This window comes from Streptomyces rugosispiralis (assembly GCF_024505145.1).
In the GTDB taxonomy this organism is placed as follows: Bacteria; Actinomycetota; Actinomycetes; order Streptomycetales; family Streptomycetaceae; genus Streptomyces; species Streptomyces rugosispiralis.
On record NZ_JANIAA010000024.1, the window covers coordinates 39,221 to 62,216 of the forward strand.

The 22,996-nt window shown below is 71.5% G+C and carries 21 protein-coding genes; 9 read left to right on the plus strand and 12 right to left on the minus strand.

Annotation, left to right across the window (positions count from 1 at the left end; genetic code table 11):
- Window positions 1-96: 96 nt before the first annotated feature.
- Entirely contained in the window at window positions 97-1,278 is a 1,182-nt protein-coding gene (locus tag NP777_RS29250; RefSeq protein ID WP_256653160.1) for a serine hydrolase domain-containing protein, read from the plus strand.
- A 63-nt stretch (window positions 1,279-1,341) separates the two neighbouring features.
- Here the strand turns inward: NP777_RS29250 and NP777_RS29255 are convergent, their stop codons facing one another.
- From NP777_RS29255 to NP777_RS29280, 6 genes are all read right to left on the minus strand, one after another.
- A complete protein-coding gene (locus NP777_RS29255) occupies window positions 1,342-3,873 on the minus strand; it encodes an ABC transporter permease (RefSeq protein ID WP_256653161.1) in 2,532 nt (843 codons plus the stop codon).
- 160 nt (window positions 3,874-4,033) lie between these two features.
- Window positions 4,034-4,798: an ABC transporter ATP-binding protein gene (locus NP777_RS29260; protein WP_256653162.1), complete on the minus strand. Its 765-nt coding sequence runs from the start codon at window positions 4,796-4,798 to the stop codon at window positions 4,034-4,036.
- 225 nt (window positions 4,799-5,023) lie between these two features.
- Window positions 5,024-5,674 carry a response regulator gene (locus NP777_RS29265; protein WP_256653163.1) on the minus strand — a complete coding sequence of 217 codons (651 nt, stop codon included), beginning with the start codon at window positions 5,672-5,674 and terminating at the stop codon, window positions 5,024-5,026.
- Window positions 5,671-6,906 (minus strand): sensor histidine kinase, encoded by a 1,236-nt coding sequence (locus tag NP777_RS29270; protein ID WP_256653164.1) that lies wholly within the window; start codon window positions 6,904-6,906, stop codon window positions 5,671-5,673. Before NP777_RS29270 ends, NP777_RS29265 begins: the two co-directional genes overlap by 4 nt.
- Window positions 6,907-6,984: 78 nt before the next feature.
- Window positions 6,985-7,275 (minus strand): hypothetical protein, encoded by a 291-nt coding sequence (locus tag NP777_RS29275; RefSeq protein WP_256653165.1) that lies wholly within the window; start codon window positions 7,273-7,275, stop codon window positions 6,985-6,987.
- 90 nt (window positions 7,276-7,365) lie between these two features.
- The gene (locus tag NP777_RS29280) at window positions 7,366-8,151 is read right to left on the minus strand and encodes a trypsin-like serine peptidase (protein WP_256653166.1); all 786 of its coding nucleotides are present in this window, start codon (window positions 8,149-8,151) and stop codon (window positions 7,366-7,368) included.
- A 642-nt stretch (window positions 8,152-8,793) separates the two neighbouring features.
- Here NP777_RS29280 and NP777_RS29285 point away from each other — a divergent pair.
- Together NP777_RS29285 and NP777_RS29290 are read left to right on the plus strand one after the other, a co-directional pair.
- Window positions 8,794-10,134 (plus strand): cytochrome P450, encoded by a 1,341-nt coding sequence (locus NP777_RS29285; protein WP_308405250.1) that lies wholly within the window; start codon window positions 8,794-8,796, stop codon window positions 10,132-10,134.
- Window positions 10,135-10,216: 82 nt separating this feature from the next.
- Window positions 10,217-11,335 (plus strand): LLM class flavin-dependent oxidoreductase, encoded by a 1,119-nt coding sequence (locus NP777_RS29290; protein WP_256653167.1) that lies wholly within the window; start codon window positions 10,217-10,219, stop codon window positions 11,333-11,335.
- Between the two features lie 76 nt (window positions 11,336-11,411).
- On the opposite strand, the gene NP777_RS29295 is transcribed toward NP777_RS29290, so the two are convergent.
- Genes NP777_RS29295 through NP777_RS29305 form a run of 3 tightly spaced genes read right to left on the minus strand, consistent with a single transcriptional unit; the run spans window position 11,412 to window position 13,407 of the window.
- A complete protein-coding gene (locus NP777_RS29295) occupies window positions 11,412-11,627 on the minus strand; it encodes a tautomerase family protein (RefSeq protein WP_037947464.1) in 216 nt (71 codons plus the stop codon).
- A 57-nt stretch (window positions 11,628-11,684) separates the two neighbouring features.
- On the minus strand, window positions 11,685-12,593 hold the full coding sequence (locus tag NP777_RS29300; protein ID WP_256653168.1) for an SDR family NAD(P)-dependent oxidoreductase: 909 nt from the start codon (window positions 12,591-12,593) through the stop codon (window positions 11,685-11,687).
- Window positions 12,594-12,639: 46 nt separating this feature from the next.
- On the minus strand, window positions 12,640-13,407 hold the full coding sequence (locus NP777_RS29305; protein ID WP_256653169.1) for an SDR family oxidoreductase: 768 nt from the start codon (window positions 13,405-13,407) through the stop codon (window positions 12,640-12,642).
- A 236-nt stretch (window positions 13,408-13,643) separates the two neighbouring features.
- Here NP777_RS29305 and NP777_RS29310 point away from each other — a divergent pair, with 236 nt between their 5' ends.
- From NP777_RS29310 to NP777_RS29320, 3 genes are all read left to right on the plus strand, one after another.
- Window positions 13,644-14,507, plus strand: coding sequence for a helix-turn-helix transcriptional regulator (locus tag NP777_RS29310; protein ID WP_256653170.1), 864 nt, complete (start codon window positions 13,644-13,646; stop codon window positions 14,505-14,507).
- Between the two features lie 204 nt (window positions 14,508-14,711).
- A complete protein-coding gene (locus NP777_RS29315; protein WP_256653171.1) occupies window positions 14,712-15,593 on the plus strand; it encodes an aldo/keto reductase in 882 nt (293 codons plus the stop codon).
- Window positions 15,594-15,738: 145 nt separating this feature from the next.
- Window positions 15,739-16,509 (plus strand): SDR family NAD(P)-dependent oxidoreductase, encoded by a 771-nt coding sequence (locus NP777_RS29320; RefSeq protein WP_256653172.1) that lies wholly within the window; start codon window positions 15,739-15,741, stop codon window positions 16,507-16,509.
- Window positions 16,510-16,559: 50 nt separating this feature from the next.
- Here the strand turns inward: NP777_RS29320 and NP777_RS29325 are convergent, their stop codons facing one another.
- Window positions 16,560-18,116, minus strand: a complete 1,557-nt coding sequence (locus tag NP777_RS29325) for an alpha-L-arabinofuranosidase B (RefSeq protein ID WP_256653173.1) — start codon at window positions 18,114-18,116, stop codon at window positions 16,560-16,562.
- Between the two features lie 229 nt (window positions 18,117-18,345).
- Between NP777_RS29325 and NP777_RS29330 the strand changes: the two genes are divergently transcribed.
- Both NP777_RS29330 and NP777_RS29335 read left to right on the plus strand, forming a co-directional pair.
- Window positions 18,346-18,954, plus strand: a complete 609-nt coding sequence (locus NP777_RS29330) for a 3'-5' exonuclease (RefSeq protein WP_256653174.1) — start codon at window positions 18,346-18,348, stop codon at window positions 18,952-18,954.
- A gap of 206 nt (window positions 18,955-19,160) precedes the next feature.
- Window positions 19,161-19,916 (plus strand): dienelactone hydrolase family protein, encoded by a 756-nt coding sequence (locus tag NP777_RS29335; RefSeq protein ID WP_256653175.1) that lies wholly within the window; start codon window positions 19,161-19,163, stop codon window positions 19,914-19,916.
- Between the two features lie 91 nt (window positions 19,917-20,007).
- Here NP777_RS29335 and NP777_RS29340 read toward each other — a convergent pair whose 3' ends face one another.
- Window positions 20,008-20,910, minus strand: a complete 903-nt coding sequence (locus NP777_RS29340; protein ID WP_256653176.1) for a serine hydrolase — start codon at window positions 20,908-20,910, stop codon at window positions 20,008-20,010.
- Window positions 20,907-21,854, minus strand: coding sequence for a LysR family transcriptional regulator (locus NP777_RS29345; protein WP_256653177.1), 948 nt, complete (start codon window positions 21,852-21,854; stop codon window positions 20,907-20,909). Before NP777_RS29345 ends, NP777_RS29340 begins: the two co-directional genes overlap by 4 nt.
- 170 nt (window positions 21,855-22,024) lie before the next feature.
- On the opposite strand from NP777_RS29345, the gene bla reads away from it, so the two are divergent.
- Window positions 22,025-22,981, plus strand: a complete 957-nt coding sequence (gene bla / locus NP777_RS29350; RefSeq protein WP_256653178.1) for a class A beta-lactamase — start codon at window positions 22,025-22,027, stop codon at window positions 22,979-22,981.
- The last annotated feature ends 15 nt before the right edge of the window (window positions 22,982-22,996 follow it).

Below are 22,996 nucleotides of genomic sequence, written 5' to 3' on the forward strand. Positions count from 1 at the left end.
CCCCCGGAACACCGCTCGCGCGGGCGATCCGCGCCAGGCCGCGGGTCACCAGGATGGAGCCACCGAGAACAACGGCTCATTCCACAGGAGTTGACCATGAAGAGCACCAGCCGCACCCTGCTGGCCGCGGCGCTCGTCCTGGGCGTCGTGGCGGGCCCGGCGGTGCCGCCGGCCCTCGCGGCCACCGCGCCGCCCGCGGACACCTCGTCCGCCACGGCCTCCGAGCGGTCCGGGATTCCCGAGCTGGCGGCCGCCATCGCGGATCTGCCGACGAGCGGTGCCACGGCCGCGCTGGTACGGGTCGGGGGCACCGAGGGCGTCTGGAGAGGCAGTTCGGGCGTGCACGACCTGACGACCAACCGGCCGGCCGATCCGGCGGGCCGCTTCCGCGCCGGTTCGGTGACCAAGGTCTTCACGGCCGCGGTCGCCCTGCAACTGGCCGCCGAGGGCACGCTCGACCTGGACCGCACGGCTCACTCGTATCTGCCGGAGCTGATCCCGGCGTCGTACCGGACGGTCACCGTACGGCAGTTGCTCGACCACACCCACGGCATCCCGGCCGCCGATGCCCCCGGGGGCACGGTCGAGGAGCGGTACGCCGACCGCTTCCGGATTCATGACCCCGAGGAGATGGTCCGCTCGGCGACCGCGAAGGAGCGCGAGTTCGCGCCCGGCGAGCGGCAGCACTATCTGAACATCGGCTACACCATCGCCGGTCTGGTCATCGAGCGGGTCACGGGCGACACCTACGAACACCAGGTGACCCACCGGATCCTGAAGCCCCTGGGGCTGCGCGACACCTACCTCCCGGGGACGGATCCGCACATCGCCGGGGAGCACAACCACGGCTACCAGACGATGCGGCTGGACGACGGCACGACCGGGCCGCGCGATGTGACGGTGTGGAGTCCGACGGACGGCTGGGCGGCCGGGGACATCATCTCGACCACGGCGGACCTGGAGCGGTTCACCAAGGCCCTGTTCCAGGGGCGGGTGGTGCGCGGCCCGCTGCTGCGGGAGATGTTCACGCTGCCGAAGGTGGCGGACTTCGCCACCGGCGACCCGGCCGCGTACTCGGTCGGCCTCTCGATGAAGAAGCTGGGCGGCCGGGAGGTGTGGGGGAAGTCGGGCGGCCGCTGGGGCTACAACACCGGCATCGCCTCCACCCGCGACGGCTCGCGCACCCTGGTCTACAGCGTCAACTCCACCGACGCCAAGGGCCAGGAGATGAACACGGTGGTGCGGAACATCATGGTGGCGGCCTACGGCAGCCCCTGAGCGGCGCCTCCGGCGCCTCCGGGTTCCACCGCCCGCCCCCGGCCGGTCCGCCCGCGACGCGCCTCAGTCCGCCTTGAGGGCCGTGAGGATGTTCAGCCGGGCCGCCCGGCGGGCGGGCCAGAGCCCGGCGACCACTCCGACGAGCACGGCGCCCACGAGGGCCACGGCGATGCGGCCCCAGGGGACGACCATCTCGTACCCCTGGATGCTCTCGGAGGCGAGCTTGCCCGCGGCCCAGCCGAGGAAGATGCCCACACCGATGCCCAGCAGGGCCCCGAACAGCGAGATGAGCACGGACTCCAGATGGATCATCCGCTTCGTCTGCTCGGGCTGGAGCCCCACCGCGCGCAGCATCCCGATCTCACGGGTGCGCTCGAACACCGACATCGCGAGGGTGTTGACGACTCCCAGGACCGCGATCACCACCGCCATGGCCAGCAGTCCGTAGAGGACGTTGAGGAGCAGTGTGATGGCCTCGCCACCGGCCGCCTCGGCCAGGTCGTCGGTGTTCCGCACCTGGATGAGGGGGTTCTGGTCGAGGATGCGCTGGAGGGAGTGGCGTGCCGCGTCGCCGTCACCGGCCTTGGTGCGCACCAGGACCGAAGCGTCCTCGGTCTCCTTGAGATGGGGCTGGAGCGTGGCCAGCGGCGTCATGGTGGACGGGAGGTATTCGTCGTCGTGGTAGACGCCACCGATCTCCAGCGAGCCCCGGCTGCCGTCGTCGTAGACCACCGGAACCCGCTGTCCCGTGGTCCATCCGTAGATGTCGGCGATGGAGGTGTCGATCAGCAGGTTCTTGCCCCCGCCCGAGTCCAGGGCGGCGAGCGAGCCCGAGACGAAGCTCGGGTCGAGGAGGTCGCCGATGGTCCGGGGGTTCACACCGGTCAGGGTCACCTCGTCGCCGCCGATCCGCACGGCGCCCTCGCGCCGCGGACTGGAGGAGGTCACGGCCGAGGACTTCGCCAGCGTGTCGTGGACCGACGCGGGCAGGTGGCCGCTGTTCTTCGACGAGATCTCGAAGTCGGCCGTGACGGAGCTCTCGGCCCGCTCGTGCAGCGATGTCGTGGCGGACACCGCGACCACCGTGAGGCCGGTGACCAGGGACAGCCCGATCATCAGGGCCGAGGCCGTGGAGGCGGTGCGCCGGGGGTTGCGCCGGGCGTTGCGCGGCGCCAGCGTGCCCGGGACACCGAAGCGCCGCAGCAGCGGTCCGGCCAGGTCGACGGCCGGGCCGGAGAGCGCGGGTGTCACCACGATGATGCCGATGAGCAGCAGGGCGGCCGGGAGGAGCACGATGGTGCTGCCCGACTCGCCGCTGGACGCCGCGAGCACCACGCCGAGCACACCGATCGCGATCAGGGCGACGCCGATCGCGTTGCGCCTGCGCAGGCCGCGGGCCGGCGGAGGCGTGTGGATCGCGGACATGGCGGCCACGGGAGGCACGGCGGCGGCGCGGCGGGCGGGCACATAGGCGGCGAGCATGGTGACGACGACGCCCACCAGGAACGAGATCAGTACGGTGCCGGGCGAGATGACCAACGGCCCGTCCGGGAAGCCGGATCCGGTGGACGCGAAGAGCTGCCGGATGCCCATGGCCACGCCGATGCCGAGGAGGAACCCCGCGGCGCCCGCGCACAGCCCCAGCAGGCCGGCCTCGACGAGGACGGAGCGGGTCACCTGGCGGCGCTCGGCGCCGACCGCCCGCATCAGGGCCATCTCCCGCGAACGCTGGGTGACGAGCATGGTGAAGGTGTTGCCGATGACGAAGATGCCGACGAACAGGGCGATGGCCGCGAAGACGAGCAGCACCTGGCTGAGCCCCCGCGTACCCTCGGCGGCCTCGGTCCGCTGCCGCTCGCGCAACTGCGCCCCGGTGCTGATGTCGGAGTCCTCGGGCAGCAGATGGCGCGCTTCGGCCGCGAGCTTCGCCTCGGAGGTGCCGCGGTCGGCCTCGAGGGTGATTCCGCCGTACCGGCCGGGCTTCAGGAACAGCTTCTGCGCGGTGGCGTCGTCGAAGAGCGCCAGGGTGCCGCCGGAGCCGTGGGTGTCGTCGGTGCGGACGATGCCGACGAGCTTCTTGTGCAGCACCGGGCCGTCGACGGCCAGCCGGACGGTGTCGCCGACCCGGTAGCCACCCTGGTCGGCGGTGGCGGTGTCCAGCAGCACCTCGTCGGGCCCGGTGGGGGCGCGCCCGGCGGTCAGCGGGTGGCGGGTGTCCTTGCCGTCGGCCTGGGGGAAGTAGTTGCCCCCCGCGGTCACATGGTCCTCGCCGAGCGGGTGGCCGTCCTTCGCGGCCACCGCGGCGGACCCCTCGACGGAGCCGGTGACGGACGCCACGCCGGGCAGCCGTTGCAGGCGCCGCAGCGTGTCCTCCTCCACCGTTCCGGGCTCGCCGGTCTTCTCGTCGTAGGGCGGTATGGCCTGGACCGAGATATCGCGCAGGGTGGTGAGGAAGCGCTCCTTGTAGGCGTTGCCGACGGTGTCGGTGAAGACGAGGGTGCCCACGACGAAGGCGACGCCGAGCAGGACGGCGAGCATGGTCATCAGCAGGCGGGCTTTGTGCGCGAGGACGTTGCGCAGGGCGGTACGGAACACGGGGCGGCCTTCCGGGCGGGTGCCGGGTGTGAGGTGTGAGCGGGGTGGGTCGTCAGACGTGCGTGGCGCGGGCGCCAGGCGTACGCGGTCGGTCAGGCGTACGCGGGCGTCAGGCGTACGCGGTCGTCAGGCGTACGCGGTCGTCAGGCGTACGCGGTCGTCAGGCGTGCGCCGGGGTCAGGCGGCCCATGCGCTCCAGGACGGCCTCGGCCGTGGGCGCGTGGAGTTCGTCCACGATGCGGCCGTCGGCGAGGAACACCACGCGGTCCGCGTAGGAGGCGGCGACGGGGTCATGGGTGACCATCACGACGGTCTGGCCCAGCGCGCTCACGGAGCCGCGCAGGAACTCGAGGATCTCGGCGCCGCTGCGGGAGTCGAGGTTGCCGGTGGGCTCGTCGGCGAAGACGATGTCGGGCCGCCCGGCCAGCGCGCGGGCCACGGCCACGCGCTGCTGCTGGCCGCCGGAGAGCTGGGCGGGCCGGTGGCCGAGCCGGTCGGCCAGGCCGACGGTCTGGATGATGCTCTCCAGCCAGGCCCGCTCCGGTTTGCGGCCCGCGATGTCCATGGGGAGGGTGATGTTCTCCAGGGCGCTCAGGGTGGGCAGCAGGTTGAACGCCTGGAAGACGAAGCCGATGCGGTCGCGGCGCAGCCGGGTGAGCTGACGGTTGTTCAGGGAGCCGATCTCCGTGTCGCCGATGCGGACCGAGCCGAAGGACGGCGAGTCGAGACCGGCCATGCAGTGCATGAGGGTGGACTTCCCCGACCCGGACGGCCCCATGATCGCGGTGAACCGTCCCTTGCCGAAGCCGACCGTGACCGCGTCGAGGGCCACCACACGGGTGTCCCCCGTGCCGTACACCTTCGTCAGGTCGGTGGCGTGGGCCGCGTAGAGCTCCGGGGCGGAAGAGGGCTGGTGTGCGTGCATGCCGATCCTCGGTGAGCGCTCGGTGGATGACCCTCGTGGCGGAGGGCGTCGCCGCTGATGGCGACACCCATGAGCCTCTCGCTCGGCCACCCCCGCGCGGATCCCCCGACCATCCGGAGCCGCCTCCCCCGATCGGGGGAGATCAGCGCGGGACCGCTGCTCCGCGCGCCCGCGGAATCACTCCCCCCGCCCGCGCGACCGCTCTCCCGCCCGCCCGCGGGACCGCTACTCCGCGCGCCCCGTGCGGAAGGCCCAGGCCGCGACCTCGACCCTGTTGCGCAGGCCCAGCTTCGCCTGGACCGAGCCCAGATGGGTCTTGACCGTGCTGGGCGCGATGTACAGCTCGGCGGCGATCTCCGGGTTGGTCAGTCCGCGGGCGATGCCCTGGATGACCTCCTCCTCGCGGTCGGTCAGCGGCTCGGCCGGCTCGTGTGCGGCGCGCCGCCGGCTCTTGGTGAAGTGCTGGAGCAGCCGCAGGGTGATCTGCGGGGCGACCATCGCGTCCCCGCGGACGGCCGCCCGCACGGCCTCGGTGAGCAGCGCCGGACCGGCGTCCTTGAGGAGGAATCCCGACGCTCCGTTCGACAGCGCCGTGTACACGTACTCATCGAGGTCGAAGGTGGTGACCACGACCACCTTCGGGGCGCCGGGCCGACCGCCGCCGGCCAGCCGGCGGGTGACCTCGAGACCGTCGGGCGGGGGCATCCGGATGTCCACGAGGCACACGTCCGGCTGGGTCTCGCGGGCCAGCGACAGGGCCGAGGCCCCGTCGGCGGCCTCGGCCACCACCTCCATGCCGGGCTCGGCCGACAGCACCATGCGGAACCCGGCCCGCACCAGATGCTGATCGTCCGCGACCAGGATGCGTATGGTCATGCCGTCCTGCCCTCCCGTAGCCGCAACCCGGTCCGTACGGCGTGCCGCCCGCGTGTCCGCGGGGTGCGCGCGGCCTCGTCGGGGCGCAGCGGTACGGAGGCGCGGACCCGCCATCCGCCTTCGGCCCGGTGGCCCGCCTCGAAGGCGCCGCCGAGCAGTTCGACCCGCTCCCGCATGCCCATGATGCCGAAGCCGCCGCCGAGCCGGCCGAGGTTGCCGCGGTGTCCGGACGTGGAGCCGTGTCCGTCGTCCTCCACGACCAGTTCGGCATGGTGTGCCGCCACCCGGGCGGACACGTCCACCGACCGCACTCCGCGCGCATAGCGCTGGGCGTTGGTCAGGGCCTCCTGAAGGACGCGGCTCAGCCCGCCGGTGACCTCGGCCGGTACGTCCTCCGGCAGATCCCGCCCGAGGTCCAGCCGGACCGGCAGCCCCGTCCCCCGTGCCTCCTCGACGATGCGGCTCAGGACCTCGCCCAGGTTCTCCGGATGCCGCGGGGTCTCGTCCCCGCGCATCGAGCCCACCAGGCGCCGCATGGATGTCAGCGCCTCGCCGCCCGCGTTCTCGACGGCCTCGAGCATCTCGTTCAGCGCCCGCGGGTCGGGGGTGCCCCGCCCGGTGACATGGCGCACGGCCTGCAACTGCACCACGATCGCGGTCACCTGGTGGGCCACGGTGTCATGCAGGTCCCGGGCCAGCGCGAGCCGTTCCTCCTGCCGCACCAGCTGTCCGGTGCGTTCCTGCTGGACGTCGTAGAGCCGCAGCACCAGCCCGCAGACGAAGGCCAGCGCCAGCAACAGCCCGGTGTTGTCGGAGAAGTCACCGGGATCGGTGTCCCGCAGGAGCGGGACGGAGAACACGCTGACGCTCATCGCCGCCACGGACACCAGGGCCGGCCAGGGCGTGCAGCGCCGCACCCCCACGGCGAGGAGGAACAGCAGGCCCATCATTTCGGTGCCGCTGGACTCGCTGGTCACCATGTTCACCGGCATCAGGTGATAGGCGACCGTGGCCGCGAAGGTGCCGGCACAGGCCACCAGCGCGGCCCGCGGGACCCATCGGACATCGCGTACGACGGCCAGCACGGCCATCGCCCCGGCCAGGACCCCGGAAGCGATCGGCGCCCAGTCCCCGGCGAACGCCTCCGTGTCGACGTTCGGGTCGAGGACGAGCCGTTCCCGCACGTCCGCGTAGACGTTGAAGAGGAACCACAGCGCCAGCGCGGCAATCACGGCCCGCCCCGGCAAACGTCGGTATCCGGCGCGTCGGCCGGAGGACACAGCTATTCGCACCCGCGCCACCCTACGCACCTACGGCGGCGATTGCCGCCCACCTCCGGCGCCGGGCCGCGCGCCCGGTCCCACGCCCGGTCCCGCGCCCCGGCCCCGGCCCGGGTCGGTGGGCATGGGCGCGGGCCGTGCGTCGCGCACCCGCTCCGGTGTCCAGTACGAGGGGTCCGGCGGATCCGCGCGATGGGTCCGTGGGGTGTCCGGGCCGGGCGGATCGCCGGTGTCGTCGCCCCGGGCGGTGACGGCGAGGGCCGCGACGATGCCGGTTCCCACGACCGCCGCGGTGATGAGGACTGCGGTGAGCGGGCGCATGACGTTTTCTCCCGATGGTGGGGCGCTGCGGATGCCGGAGGCCGGGACCCCTGAGTGCGGGGCCCCGGCCGACTGCGGTGGGTGCGGTGCTCAGCCGTTGGCGGTGTTGTTGTAGATCGTCTGGATCTTGTTGTCGAAGTAGGGGCTGTCGATGTAGGCGGGCGGATCGGTCCGGGTGCTGGTGACGCCGATCTCGGTCCCCAGGCCCGTGGTCTCGTTGTAGTCCCGCAGCCAGGGGCCGCCGCTGGCGCCCTCGACCATGGTGCATCCGTTCTGCACCCGGGAGCCGTCCTGCCACGTGGGGATGTTCTGGCACACGTAGGGCACTTCGCCGTCGTAGCCGAAGGCGGCCGGATAGCCCCAGACGGTCACGGTGTTGGAGTACCCGTAGTTGTAGCCGAGCCCCATGCCGCCGACGGTGTCGACCAGCTTGCCGGCGCCGTTGTCCCAGACGTTGACCACGCCGATGTCGTAGTTGAGGTCGCTGTTGTTGATCCAGCCGTTGAACGTGGTCAGCGTCTTGGCGGACCAGGTTCCGTACGGCCGCGAGCCGTTGTAGTAGGCGGGCACGAACACCCAGTTGGTGGCCCAGGTGCCACCGGCGCCACCGTGGACGCAGTGCCCCGCGGTGAACACCATGTTCTTCGTGGGATTGTTGACCGCCGCGGCGGAGCAGGCGTAGTCGCCGCCGTTGGTCGGGTTGTGGAAGAAGACCTTGCCCTGCACGATCGAGGTGGCGATCCGCACCCCGCGGGCCTTCTTCGAGGTGGCCTTCTGCGGTTTCGCGAGCTGAGCGGGTTCGGCCGCCGCGTCGACGGCCGCCTTCCGGGACGCCTTGGCGTCGGCGGGCGTGTCGGCCTCGACGGCTCTGCGCATACGCTGCGGGGTCCAGTAATCCTCGGCGGACTCCGCTGATGAGCGGGACGCGGCACTCTTGTGCGTGGACACCGCGGTGTCCACGCTGTGTGTGACGGTGCTGTGCGTATCGGCGGACGCGGCCGCCGGAATCGTCAGGGCGAATGCGAAAACCACTCCGCTCGCCGCTAAAACGACCTTGCGTATCTGCACCAGTCCCCCCAATTTTTGATCGGGACAGGGAGCGGTTGCCCCCGGTGAAATCCCGGGCGCACCGTATCGCGTGATGAAGTGCGCACGCCAAGATCCCGTAGGTGGTCAGAACGGTATCCGGCCAGGCGTGCCGCCCGCGGCGCGGTACGGAGAATCGCCTCGCGACTACTGGACTGCCCTTTTCGGTAAAAGCGGAATGGGCCGCGTACCGCATTGAACGAGGAATTCCGACGCGTCAACGCGCGTCAACGGCCGCCTTCTCCCAGGCGGCGATGGCCGCCCGATCACCGACAGTGTCCGGAACCCGCAATCGCATTTCTCCGGCCGAATTCACGGAAGTATGCACGCATTCACGGCAGCCCCGCACTACGCGGTGGGCCCGCCTGCCGCAGCGGATGCTGTTAGCCTCCCGGCATCCCCGTAGACCCGCCGCTCCGAGGAAGACCATTGGTGACGAACCTCCAGGACGACCAGGACGACCAGGACGCCCGGGAAGGCCAGGACACACCGGCCCCGCCGCACGCGCCCGACACGCCGGCCCCGCCGCACGCGCCCGACACGCCGCCCCCGGGCTGTCCCGCCCACGCCGCCCGGCTGTACGGGCCGGACTTCCGGCGCCGCCCGGACGAGACCTACCAGCGGATACGGCGGGACGGCGGACCGGTCGCCCCGGTCCTGCTCGAAGGCGACATCGACGCCTGGTTCGTCCTCGGCTACCGCGAGACCCGTCAGGTGCTGGCCGACACCGAGACGTTCGGCCGGGACCCACGCCGCTGGAACGGCTGGGACAGTGTGCCGCCGGACTGGCCGCTGATGCCGTGGGTGGCGTACAGCCCGATGATGACCTTCACGGAGGGCGAGGAGCACCGGCGGCGCGCGACGGCGGCCGGCGAGGCCCTCGCCACGATCGACCCCTTCGCGCTGCGCGGCCGCTGCGAGCAGTTCGCCGATCAGCTGATCGACAAGTTCGCCGCGAGCGGCAGGGCGGATCTGGTGTACGACTACATCTACTCGGTGCCCACCCTCGCCACGGCCGAGCTGTTCGGCCTGTCCGAGGACGAGGCCGGACTGGAGACCCTGGCGGCGGGGCTGACCATGTCGTTCCTCTCCAACGAGGAGGCCATCGCCGGTCAGCGGCGGGTCGCCGGGTATGTGACGGAGCTGGTGCGGGCCAAGCGCGAGGAGCCGGGCCCCGACCTCACCTCGCGGTTCATCCTGAACACCCCGGACCTCACCGAGGAGCAGCACACCGCGGACGTCATGGTGCTGATGGCGGCGGCGCTGCCGCTGACCTCGTACTGGATCGGCAACACCCTGCGGCTGATGCTCACCGACCGGCGCTTCGCCATGACCCTCGCGGGCAACCGCCGCAGCATCGGCGAGGCCATGAACGAGGTGCTGTGGGCGGACTCCCCGCTGCAGAACCTCATCGGGCGGTACGCCACCCGCGACACCGACCTCGGCGGCCGGCGCATCCACTCCGGCGACCTCGTCGTCCTCGGCCTGGCCGCCGCCAACGCCGACCCGCTGCTGTGGCCCGACACCCCCGTCGGCCACTTCGGGAACCACTCCCATGTGGCGTTCAGCGGTGGCGACTACGGCTGCCCTGCGGGCGGACCCGAGACGGCCAGGATCATCGCGGAGACGGCGATCGAGGTGCTGCTGGACCGGGTTCCGGACCTGACACTGGCGGTCGCGCCCGACGAGCTGAGATGGGTGGACTCCCTCTGGTACCGCTGCCTGGAGTCGCTGCCCGTCACGTTCAGCCCCACCCCGGTCACCGCGGGCTAGCGCGCGAAGAACCGGAATAGACACCGGAGGTCCTCCGTTGGCATAGTTCAACAATCAACTACTTCGGAGGAAGGTGAGTCCGGTGCAGTTCGGGATCTTCACGGTCGGGGATGTGACGGAGGACCCGACCAGGGGCACGACGCCGAGCGAGCACGAGCGGATCAAGGCCATGGTCAGGATCGCGCTGAAGGCGGAGGAGGTGGGTCTCGACGTCTTCGCGACCGGCGAGCACCACAACCCGCCGTTCGTGCCGTCCTCCCCCACCACGATGCTCGGGTATGTCGCGGCGCGCACCGAGCGGCTGATCCTCTCGACCTCCACCACGCTGATCACCACCAACGACCCGGTGAAGATCGCCGAGGACTTCGCCATGCTCCAGCACCTGGCGGACGGCCGGGTCGATCTGATGATGGGGCGCGGGAACACCGGTCCGGTCTATCCGTGGTTCGGGCAGGACATCCGCCAGGGCATTCCGCTCGCCATCGAGAACTACGCCCTGCTGCACCGGCTGTGGCGCGAGGACGTGGTGGACTGGGAGGGGCGGTTCCGCACCCCGCTGCAGAGCTTCACCTCGACGCCGCGGCCCCTGGACGGGGTGCCGCCGTTCGTCTGGCACGGCTCGATCCGCTCGCCGGAGATCGCCGAGCAGGCCGCCTACTACGGCGACGGCTTCTTCGCCAACAATATCTTCTGGCCCAAGGAGCACTTCCAGCAGCTGATCGACCTCTACCGGCGGCGCTACGCCCAGTACGGCCACGGCACGCCCGAGCAGGCGATCGTCGGGCTGGGGGGTCAGGTGTTCATCCGGCCCAACTCCCAGGACGCCGTGCGTGAGTTCCGGCCGTACTTCGACAACGCGCCGGTCTACGGCCACGGCCCGTCCCTGGAGGAGTTCACCCGCGACACCCCGCTGACCGTGGGCAGCCCGCAGGAGGTCATCGAGAAGACCCTGGCCTTCCGTGACTCCTTCGGCGACTACCAGCGCCAGCTGTTCCTCATGGACCATGCCGGGCTGCCGCTGAAGACCGTCCTGGAGCAGCTGGACCACCTCGGCGAGGTGGTGCGGGTCCTGCGCGCCGAGTTCGCCGAGAACCGTCCCGCCACCGTGCCCGACGCGCCGACCCACGCGTCCCTCGTCGCCCAGCGCGACGCCGGGGCCGCGCGGACCGGCGCCGGGCTTCAGGGGGTCCGGCCCGAGTAGGCCGGCGTCTCCCCCCGGGGGAACCGGCGTCCCCCGGGGGGAGAAGGGGACGCCGGGGCCCTGGGGTCCGGCGGTGTCAGTTGCCCGGCGGCTGCTGGAGCATGGCGAGGGTCAGGACGTTGCCGCCGATGCCCCAGCCGCCGTCGGTGACCTCCTCGACCAGGACCAGGGTGGTGGCGCGGGCGCGCTCACCGTAGATGTCGACGTACAGCTCGGTGGCACGGGTGACGATCTCCTCCTTCTGCTTCTCGTCGAGGGATCCGGCAGGGACCTTGAAGTTCGCGAAGGGCATGGTCGCTCTCTTTCGTACGGGGGATTTCGGTGTGTTCGAGGGTCGATTCGGGTGTTCTTACAGTGAGCTGCCCGTGGTGAGCAGATCGTCCAGCCCGGCCCGGCGGAAGAACTCGGCGCGGACGCGGTCGGCGACCGCGGAGACGACTTCGCTGCCGTCGCGGCTGGGGTCTATGTGGGTGCGCAGCGGCCGGGCGCCGGCAGGCAGGGCCACCAGGCGTACGACGGCGTCGGCGACGTGCGCGGCGTCCGCGTCCGGCGGAATCAGCGCGGCCAGCCGCTGGTCGAGTCCGGCCAGCAGGGTGCCGTAACGCTCGTCGTAGGCGGTGGCGCGGTCGGGGTCGGCGGGCTCGCCCGCGTGGCGGAAGTGATTGGTGCCGGTGGTGAAGGCGCCGGGGACGACGATCGCGGTGTCGATGCCGAAGCGGACCAGCTCGGCGGCGTAGCTGACGGCCAGGGCGTCCATGGCGGCCTTCGCGGCGAAGTAGGGCCCGATGAAGGGCGGGCAGCCGCCGCGGGTGCTGGAGCTGCCGATCCACACCAGCAACCCCTCGCCCTGAGTCCGCAGCCGCGGCAGCGCGGCACGGTTGACCCGCTGGGTGCCCAGGACGTTGACGTCGTACAGCTGGGCCAGTTGTTCGGGGGTGAACGCCTCCGCCGGGCCGGTGGCCATGTGCCCGGCGTTGTGGACGATCACGTCCAGCCGGTTCCGGTCGGCCAGGACGCGGGCGACGGCGGAGTCGGCGGAGTCCTGCGAGGTGACGTCGAGTTCCACGGCGCGCAGGTCGACGTCGTGTTCGGTGGCGTAGCGGGTCAGCTCGGCCACCGCGGAGGCGTTGCGGGTGGCCGGCTGACGGATCCCGGCGTAGACGGTGTGGCCGGCGCGGGCCAGGGCGCGTGCGGTCAGCGCCCCGAAGCCACTGGAGGCGCCGGTGACCAGGACGGTCGTGGGTGTGTCGGAGGGCATGGGGTCCTTACGGGCGGGAGCGGGGGAAGCGGTGGTGCGGCGGCGGTCAGACGATGCCGCCGTTGGCGCGGACGCACTGACCGTTGACCCAGTGGCCGGCCGGGGAGGCGAGGAAGGCCACGACCTCGGCGATGTCGGCGGGGGTGCCCAGACGCTCCAGCGGGGGCTGGGCCGCCAGCCGGGCGATGGTCTCCTCGTCCTTGCCGTCGAGGAACAGATCGGTGGCGGTGGGGCCGGGGGCCACGGTGTTGACGGTGACGTCCCGGCCGCGCAGCTCGCGCGCCAGGATCATGGTGAGCGCCTCGACCGCTCCCTTGCTGGCGCTGTAGGCGCCGTAGGCGGGGAAGGCCAGGCCCACGATGGACGTGGAGAAGGTGATGAGCGCCCCGCCGCCGCGGATCCTGCGGGCGGCCTGCTGGGCTACGACGAAGGTGCCGCGGATATTGGTGCGGTGCAGCTTGTCCAGCTCGGCGAGGTCCAGCTCGGCGATCGGGGCCAGATACATCCGGCCGGCCGCGTGGACGACGACGTCGACACCGCCGTACTCGGACTCCGCGGTGTCGAAGAGCGCGGCCGCCTGCTGTTCGTCGGCGACGTCGGCCTGGACGGCGACGGCCCGGCCACCGGCGGCGGCGATGTCCTCGGCGGCGGCCTCGGCCGGTTCGCGGTGGCCCGCGTAGCCGATCACGACGGCGTACCCGTCGGCGGCCAGGCGCTTCACCGTCTCGTGGCCGATGCCGCGGGAGCCTCCGGTCACGATGGCGACGCGGGTCCGGTCGGTGGGGTGCTGGGGCGCGGTTTCCTGGGGGGACATGGAGACTCCTGGGACACGTACTGGCTTGGGGGCATGTACTGGCTTGGGGGCACGTACTGACGGGCGGATGCCACGGCGTACCGGCCGTGGCCCCCCCGGGGCCGCGGCGCCGTTCGCCGCCGTGCCCCTTCGGTGTTTCCAGCTTGGGCCGGGATCGCCGGGCCAGCCACGGCTCTCTCCACCCAGGGGCTGTCAGCCCCTGGCTCAGCTCACCGGCACCAGCGACCATGGAGGGCGTGAACCACTCCGAATTCGCCGCGTTCCTGAAGTCCCGGCGCGACCGCATCCGCCCGGCCGACGTCGGTCTGCCCGCCGGTCCGCGGCGCCGGGTGCCCGGCCTGCGGCGCGAGGAGGTCGCCCAGCTCGCCGGGCTGTCCGCGGACTACTACACCGAGCTGGAGCGCGGCCGCGGCGCTCAGCCCTCCGCCCAGGTGCTGACCGCGCTCGCACGGGCGCTGCGGCTGAACGGCGACGAGCGCGACCATCTGTTCCGCCTCGCCGACCGGCCCATTCCCCCGGCGACGCACGGCCCGGCCGCGCAGGTCCAGCCCGCCCTGCTCGGCCTGCTGGACCGGCTCGCCACCACTCCCGCCCAGGTCATCACCGATCTGCACCAGACGCTGGTGCAGAACGAGCTGGCCGCGGCGCTGATCGGCCGTCCCCCGGCGGTGCGCGGCCCCGCGGCGAGCCTGGTCTACCGCTGGTTCACCGACCCGGACGCCCGTGGGCTCTACCCGCCCGAGGACCACCCCCACCACTCCCGGGTCTTCGTGGCCGATCTCCAGGCCGTCGCCGCCCGGCGCAGCGGCGACTCCGAGGTACGGCGGATGGTGGCCGCGCTCCGCCGCCGCAGCGAGGAGTTCGCCGCCCTCTGGGACACCCATGACGTGGCCCTCCGGCGGACCGACCACAAGCGCATCGTCCACCCCTCGCTGGGCGTCATCGAGGTGGACTGCCACTCCCTGTTCAGCGAGGACGGCCACCAGCGGCTGCTGTGGTTCAGCGCCCCGCCCGGCACCGAGGGCGCGGCCCAGCTGGAGCTTCTGTCGGTCATCGGCACGCAGGACATGACGGCCGGCGAGCACAGCGCGTCACCGTGATCCCCCGCGATACGACCGCGGAGTGGCGACCCCGGAGGCCGGGCACGGCTCTCTGATCGCGCCAACGTGGTGACGTTCGGGGTGCGGGGCGAGCGAGCGGCCCGTCATCGGGAACCCCTGTCGCAGTACGAGCGGGCTCTGACCGGTGCCGGGGCCACGGCACCGGCGGGGCCCGCCGGTCTCCGACTCCCCAAGGATCCCGTCATGAATGGACCAGCCCCGCTTCTGACCCTGAACAACGGCGTGCGGATGCCCGCCCTCGGCCTCGGTGTCTGCCAGAGCACGCCCGACGAGACCGTCTCCGCGGTGACGACCGCGATCGAGGACGGCTACCGACTGATCGACACCGCGGCCGCCTACGGCAACGAGAAGGAGGTCGGCGAGGGCATCGCCCGCTCGGGCATCGACCGCGAGGACATCTTCGTCATCACCAAGCTGTGGCTGACCGACTACGGCCACGACGCCACCCTCCGGGCCTTCGACACCAGCCTCACCAAGCTGGGCCTGGACCAGCTCGACCTGTACCTGCTGCACTGGCCGGTCCCGTCCGCGCACGACACCACGGTGGCCTCGTACCGGGCGGCCGAGAAGCTGCTGGCCGACGGGCGGGTGCGGGCCATCGGCGTCTGCAACCACACCCCCGGACACCTGGCCGAGCTCATGGCACGCACCGAGGTCGTGCCCGCGGTGAACCAGGTCGAGCTGCACCCGAACTTCAGCCAGCCCGAGCTGCGCGCGTTCGACGTACGCCACGGCATCCTCACCCAGTCCTGGTCGCCCATCGGCGGGGTGAACCGCTACGGGGGCGACGGCACGGGCAAGGTCAGGGATCCGCTCCAGGAGCCCACCATCACCGGCATGGCCGAGAAGTACGGCAAGAGCCCGGCCCAGATCATCCTGCGCTGGCAGGTCGAACACGACCTGTGCGCGATCCCGAAGTCGGTCAGACCCCACCGCATCGCGGAGAACATCGGGATCTTCGACTTCTCCCTGACCCCCCACGAGGTGGCCGCGATCGACGCGCTCGACACCGGGGCGCGGGGCGGCCCCGACCCCGATCGGGTCGCGCTCGACACCTTCTCCTGAGACCCGGCTCCGCCGAGACACCGGTGCGGGGCGGCCACGGACCGCCCCGCACACCATCGTCCGGGCGGGAGACTACCGAGCCTCGTCGTGGAATGATGACGCGAGCTTTTTGTCGGTTCCGGACCTCTGTCGGTGGGAGAGAGGCATGAGGGGACTTCAGGGCAAGAGGATCGTCATCGCGGGCGGCGCCACCGGTATCGGCGCCGCCACGGCCGAGCGGCTCGCCGGGGAAGGTGCCTCGGTCGTCGTCGGCGACATCGACATCACGGGCGCCAAGGCCACCGCCCGGCGCGTCGCCGAGGGCGGCGGCACGGCGGTCGCCGTCCCGTTCGACCTCGCCGACGAGGAGTCGATCGGCGCGCTGATCGACCGGGCCGCCGCCGAACTCGGCGGGGTCGACGGGCTCTACAACGTCGGCGCCGACCTCTCGGACGAGCATCTGGGCCGGGACACCGATCTGCTGGAGATGGACCCGGCGGTGTGGCGGCGCACCCATGAGGTGAATCTGCTGGGCTACGCCCTCACCTGCCGGGCGGTCATCCCACGGCTGCTGGCCCAGGGCGGCGGCGTGATCGTGAACACCTCCTCCGGCGCGGCCTGGGGAGGGGAGCCCCGGCGTCCCGCGTATGCCGCCTCCAAGGCCGGGATCAACGCGCTGACCCGCCATATCGCCTCCCGCTGGGGCAAGGAGGGCATCCGCTGCAACGCCGTGGCGCCCGGACTGGTCATGGGCGACACCCAGAAGCAGCGGGACGACCAGCGGCTGCAGGCCATGGCGCTGAAGATCGCCCGCAGTCCGCGGCTGGGCGAGCCCGCGGACGTGGCGGGCACCGTGGCGTTTCTCCTCTCGGACGACGCCGAGTGGGTCAACGGCCAGGTGTGGTCGGTCTGTGGCGGCATGAGCCTGCGCGACTGAGGGCTCCCCCGGGCCAGGCCGCCCTACGGGCTCCCCCGGGCCAGGCCGCCCTACGGTGTCCAGGGCCCGGACACTCGCCAACTCACGTCGTCGGCCCAGGACGTGGCGCTGTCGTAGGGGTTGGACCCGCCGTTGGAGGCGATGTAGACCTTGTTCTCGTAGTGGCGGATGAACCGGTCGGGGTAGTTGTAGGACGCGAACGAGGTGCCCTGGCCGTTCTTGCCGGTCTGGGGGCAGAAGGTGGCGTCGGCCCGGAAGACTGCGGTGCCGTCCATCGGCTGCCGGAGCAGTTGGTAGTCGTAGTGGCGAAGGAAGTCGCCGGGGTAGTTGCGCGACTCGAACGACACGCAGGAGGCGTTGGTGAGGCCGCGGCGCACGATCCAGGACGCGTCGCCCTTGTCGAGCGCGGAGCTGCCCGAGGACACCACGGAGGTGACGGCGCTGTTGGCCTGGTGGCGGACGTAGCGGTCGGTGTAGCCGGGGGTGGTGGCGCGCAGGGACATCGTCGAGCCCGCGTTGAGGGTGCCGCCCGCCACGGGGCTGGGCGCGCCGTAGCCCACGGAGACGACGTTGGCCTGCACCGCGTCGTCGGCCGCGTCGGTCGGCAGGCCGCTGGTCATCACGCCCTCGAAGAACGAGCCGATGGACCCGTTGCTGTTGTCGCCGCCGGTGCCGAGGACGATGGAACCTTCCTGGTGCATCGGTGAGTAGCCCGGCCTGGACGGCTCAGGGCCCGCGTACTGGGTGGTGAGCCTGCCGGACTGGGCGTTGCCGTCCTTGAGGGCGAAGTAGTTCTGTCCGTTGTTCTTCAGCAGGGCGGTGACGAAGGGCGCCGAGTTGCCGGTGTTGGAGGGGTTCTTGCTGTAGCCGCTGTCCGACTGGAACAGGCCGTTCTCCAGGTCCGCCTGCACCCAGGGCCCGGATCCGCCGCACGGCGGGAACCAGCACTCCGTGCCGAAGTTGATGGCGTCCATGTGGCCGTTGCCGGTGTCGGCGATCTGCACTTCGGCGTTGCCGTAGTCGAAGCAGCACAGGCCATTGACATGGGTGCCGGAGGTGACCATGTACATCCCCTCGGGCCGGCCGTTGACGGCGACACCGGAGGCCGCGGTGTGGCGGTAGCCCATGCGGCCGGAGAAGGACGCGCCGTACACCTGGTGGCCGCCCGCGGTCACCGGTAACGCGTCGGCGGGCACACCGGAGTTGGCGGGGCCCGCGGTGCCGGCCGGTTCGATGGGCATGTGGTTGTGGCGCGGTGACTGGTCGTAGATGACGTTGATGACGCAGGTGGTTCCGGCACAGAAGGAGTCCTGCCGGGCGGCGTCGGCGTAGCCGCCCGCCGACAGCGTCCCCACGTCGGTCACGGCGCCGTCGGAGGCGCGTTTCAGCTGGTAGAGCGGGCCGTTGAAGGAGGCGTAGAGGGCCCGGGTGGTGCTGTGCGCGGCCACGCAGGGGGTACCGGCCGCGGCGTAGATGTCGCACGGCAGGGAGGCCGCGGCCTGGGATGTGCCCGTGCCGCCGGCCAGGAGTCCGAGGACGAGGGCCGCTGTCGCGCCAACCGGCAGCAGCGCTCTTCGCACCCTCGTGAGACCCGAAGGAACCTTCATGGTGGTTGCCCTTCCCGTGTCGGTGTGAATGTCGATGCGAATGTCAGGGGCATGCCATTCTCATATGCGTTCGATATGCCGCACATTGACCGTGAAATCGAACCTGACGGTAGGACTGGCGACCGCCGGCGTCAATGGCCGCGCACGGAGGAGTAGCCTCCTGCACAGCGACTCGTATGGTTCATTCGCCTCCACCGCACATCCCCACCGCACATCGAGGAGAGACCGTTTGTCGACGTTTGTCGTGTTCGACCTTGAGTTCACCACATGGCCGGGAGCGCTCGAGCAGGACTGGTCGGAACCGGGGCAGCTTCGCGAAATCGTCCAGATCGGCGCGCTGCGCATCAGCACCGACTCCGCCGCCGGCGCCCACTCCGTTGTCGAGGAATACGAAGCGCTGGTCAGACCGGTGGTCAATCCGCGGCTGTCCCCGTTCTTCACCGGCCTCACGGGGGTCGACCAGGAGACCGTGGACCGCGAGGGAGTCGCCCCCGCCGACGCGATCGGCGACTTCCTGGCGTTCTGCCGGGGGCAGTCCGTTCTCTCCTACGGCAATGACATGGTCGTCCTCGGGGAGAACGTGGGGTGGGCCCGGGCCCGTGGCGAGCAGATCAAGAACGGCTTTCTCACCACCCCCTTCCTGAATATCCGGCCATGGCTGAACACCATCGCGCCGACGACGGCCTCGGCCAATTCCGGTCGGCTCTGGGAAGTGCTCGGCCTGCCCAAACCGGCGGCCGGCAAGGAGCATTCGGCGCTCTTCGACTGCTATTCGATCGCCGCGGCGATCGGACACCTCTGCGCCGGTGGCGCCGCCCTGCCCGAGGGATGCCTCTAGGGCCTGTCCGGAGTTGTGATCTGGGCTCGCTGATCCAGATCACAACTCCGGACAGGCCCTAGGAGCCACATCGGCGTAGGAGCCACATCGGCGACGTGGCGTCCGACGCGCCGGCACCGAGTGGCACGATGGGCCGGAGAGGCCGGAGAGCTTGCTCGGCGATGCTCGCGCGCCGCCCGGTACGCATCGAGGAAAGGAACCCCCACATGACCGCAGTGCGCGGCACAGCCGTGGACATCCCCACCCAGGACGGCATCGCCGATGCCTATCTGGCCCATCCCGACGACACCGACCGCCACCCGGCCGTTCTGCTGTACATGGACGCGTTCGGGCTCCGGCCCCATCTGCGGGGGATGGCCGACCGGCTGGCCGCGGCCGGCTACACCGTGCTGGTGCCCAACGTGTTCTACCGTCACGGGCGCGCTCCCGTGGTGGAGCTGCCCGACTTCGTCGACCCGGCGGCGCGTCCGGAGATCTTCGAGCACATCGTCCCGATCGCGCGGGAGCTCACTCCCGAGCGTGCGGTGCGCGACGCCGGCACCTATCTCGACTGGCTGGCCGCCTGCCCACAGGCCACCGACGGGCCCGTGGGCCTCACCGGCTACTGCATGGGCGCCGGGCTGGCCCTGCGGACCGCCGGGACGTACCCCGATCGCGTCGCAGCGGCGGCCGGTTTCCACGGTGGCAATTTGGCCACGGACGCGCCGGACAGCCCGCACACGATGGCCGGGCGGATCACCGCCGAGCTGTACTTCGGACACGCGGACCAGGACCACTCCCTTCCCCCCGAGCAGATCGAGCGCCTGGACAAGGCCCTCGAGGAGGCCGGTGTCCGCCACCGCGCCGAGGTCTACGCGGGCGCTCAGCACGGCTACACCCAGGCCGACACCGTCGCCTACAACGCCGAGGCCGCCGAACGCCACTGGGAGGCCCTGCTCGACCTCTTCGGCCGCACCCTCTGACCGTGGTCGGCCATGGCCGGTGACCGGCCGCCCCGGCCCGGCCGTCGCCTCCGGCCCGGTCGCCGCCCCCGGCCCGGTCGCCGCCCCCGGCCTAGAGCTGCCGGAGGTGGTCCCGCAGGGTGCGGGCCACCTGCGCCATCAGGGCCTCGGCGCCGGGCTGGGTACTGGCGGGCACCAGTGACTCGGTGAGCACGGCTACGGCGAACACCTGGCCGTCGGAGTGCTCGACGATCCCGATCTCATGGCGGAGGTTGAGGAGGGTGCCGGTCTTGGAGGACCAGGTGGTGGCGTCGGAGCTGAAGTCCGGGGCGAGTCGGTGCCGCAGCACGTTGTGGGCCATGAGATCGCGTACCCGCAGCGCCACTTCGGGGTCGATTTTCGACGGTGTCCACAGGGCCTGGAGCAGTTCCACCCAGGCGCGTGCGCTGCCGGTGTTGGCGCGGGTGGTGTCGAGTTGTGGCACCCGATGGCCGCGGCCGCTGGTGCCGGCGTCGATGGCGAGGGCGTGGGCGAGATGCACCTGTGCCGCGTCGAAGCGCTCCTCGGGGGTTTCGCTCAGTTCGCGCATACCGTGCCGGACGGTGATGCCACGCAGGCCCAGCTCATGGAGGATCTCCGCCACCTGGGCGGGCGGGGTGAGGCCGAACAGCGCGTCGGCCGCCGTTCCGTCGCTCACACAGGTGCTCAGATAGAGCAGATCGTCGACCGCGATCCGGACGGGGTGGCGGAACCGGCTCAGCCCAGTGGGGCCGGGCGTGGTGATCCGCCCGGGTGGCACATCGAGCATGGTGGCTCCGTCGAGCTCGCCACGCCGGACGCGCTCCACCGTGGCCAGTGCGAGCGGGACCTTGACCAGGGAGGCGGAGGGCAGCTGGATGTCCGGGTCGATCCCCAGCTCGTCCCCCGTGTGGAGGTCCCGTACAAGCAGACAGCCGTGCAGTCCGCCGTCGCGCAACTGCCCGCGCAGATCGCTCAGCAGCGCCTCGGTGCTCATGCCTCGGCCCCTTCCACGGTGCCCGCCGCTTTCGCGGTACCCGCCCGATTGCCCACTTCCCCGGTGTCCGCCCAGGCACCCGCGCCGAGGCAGTGGGCGATGGCGCCGCCCAGACGCCCTTCGAGGTGCTGGGGATTGCCGTCCGCCGCGGCGGCGAGGGCGAACCCCCGGCTGAGCGCGATCTCACCGATGGGCCGCCACTTCAGGGCGAGTTCCTCGGCCTGCGCGGGAGAGCACAGCAACAGGTCACGGGTGCAGAGGACTTCGGCGGCGGCGGTCGTCAGATCGGTAGCGGCCACGAGCTGTGCGGGCCGCAGACCGACCGCGTCACGCAGCCGGGTGAGCGGGTCGCGGATGTGCGGCACATCGTCCTCCGGCTGGATCCATATCCGGCGGGCCGGGCCCGCCGCGGTCCGGCCGACCCGCAGCGTCTCGAGATAGACCCGCCGCACACCGGGATCCCGCACTCCGGCGAGCCCGAGCGGCACCGACCACGTGGCGTCGTCCGCGGGCACCGCGAGCAGGGCCGCCCGCACCTGCTGTGCGTGGATGAGCTCCAGGCGCCGCGCGGGCGCCGCCACGCGGAGTTCGAGGGTGACCCCATGCCCTCGCGCCTCGGCGACGAGGCGGGCGAGCCCGGCCGTGGAGCAGATGCCGGGCACCGCGAGCCGCCACGGCTTGCGCTTGGCCGCCTCCGCCTCGTGCAGCAGCACATCGGCCGCCTGTACGAGCTGTCTGGCCACCGGCAGCATCTCCCGCCCGAACGGGGTGAGCACGGCCCGCCGCGAGGTGCGCTCGAAGAGCTGCTCCCCGAAGCGCTCCTCCAGCGCGGCCACACGACGGCTGGCCACCGACTGGGACATCCGGGCGGCGGCCGCCCCGACGGTGAAACTCCCCCGCTCGCTCACGCTGACGAACGCCCGGCACACTCCCACCAGATCCACAGCCGCACTCTATGCCAGATCAGCATGAAGAAGCGCATGTGCGTATTGGACCGCATAGCCACCCGACGGCGATGGTGATCCCAACGCCCATGACCAGCCCCGAAGCGGGGCCCGGTCATCCCATTCCGTGTGCGCCCCGCGTGACGGGGACCCAACCGGAGGTTCGGACCATGCGATTCACCCGTGCCCGGCACACCGCTGTCAGCGCGCTCGCCACGCTCGCGCTCCTCGTCCCGCTGACGGCCTGCGGCGAAGGGGATTCCCCGGACGCGTCGGGGCCGTCCAGCTCCTCGTCCATCTCGGCCGAGAGGGCGGGTACGGCGAGCGGGGGCGCGGACGCGAAGGCGGTCACCGGCGAGTTCAAGAAGCTGGAGCGCTCCTACGACGCGCACCTGGGGGTCTACGCGATCGACACCGGCACCGGACACGAGGTGGCGTACCGGGATGGCGAACGGTTCGCGTTCGCCTCCACGTTCAAGGCCCTGGAGGCCGGGGCCGTGCTGCGGAAGTACAAGCTCAGCGGGATGGACCGGGTGATCCGGTACTCCAAGGACGATCTGGTCGACAACTCCCCCGTGACCGAGAAGCACGTGGACACCGGGATGAGCCTGGACGCCCTGTGCGACGCGGCCGTCCGGTACAGCGACAACACCGCGGCCAATCTGCTCTTCGACCAGCTCGGCGGGCCGAAGGGGCTCGATGCCATCCTCGAGAAGCTGGGCGATGACGTCATCCAAATGGAGCGCGTCGAGCCGGAGTTGAGCCGGTGGGTGCCGGGCGAGACACATGACACCACCACCCCGCGGGCGATGGCCAAGGACCTGCGCGCGTTCGTCCTCGGCGATGTCCTCGGCGACAGAGAGCGCGCCCAGCTCGCCAAGTGGCTGCGGACCAACACCACCGGGGACGAGCTCATCAGGGCCGGAATGCCCAAGGGCTGGCAGGTCGGCGACAAGACCGGAAGCGGCAGCTACTACGGCGCCCGCAACGACATCGCCGTGGTGTGGCGGCCGGACGGCGCTCCTCTCGTCATGGCGATCATGTCGTACCGCGGTGACAAGGACACCCCGTTCGACAACAAGCTGATCGCGGACGCGGCGTCCGTGGTGGCCGACACGCTGTCGTAGTACCGTCGGCCGGGT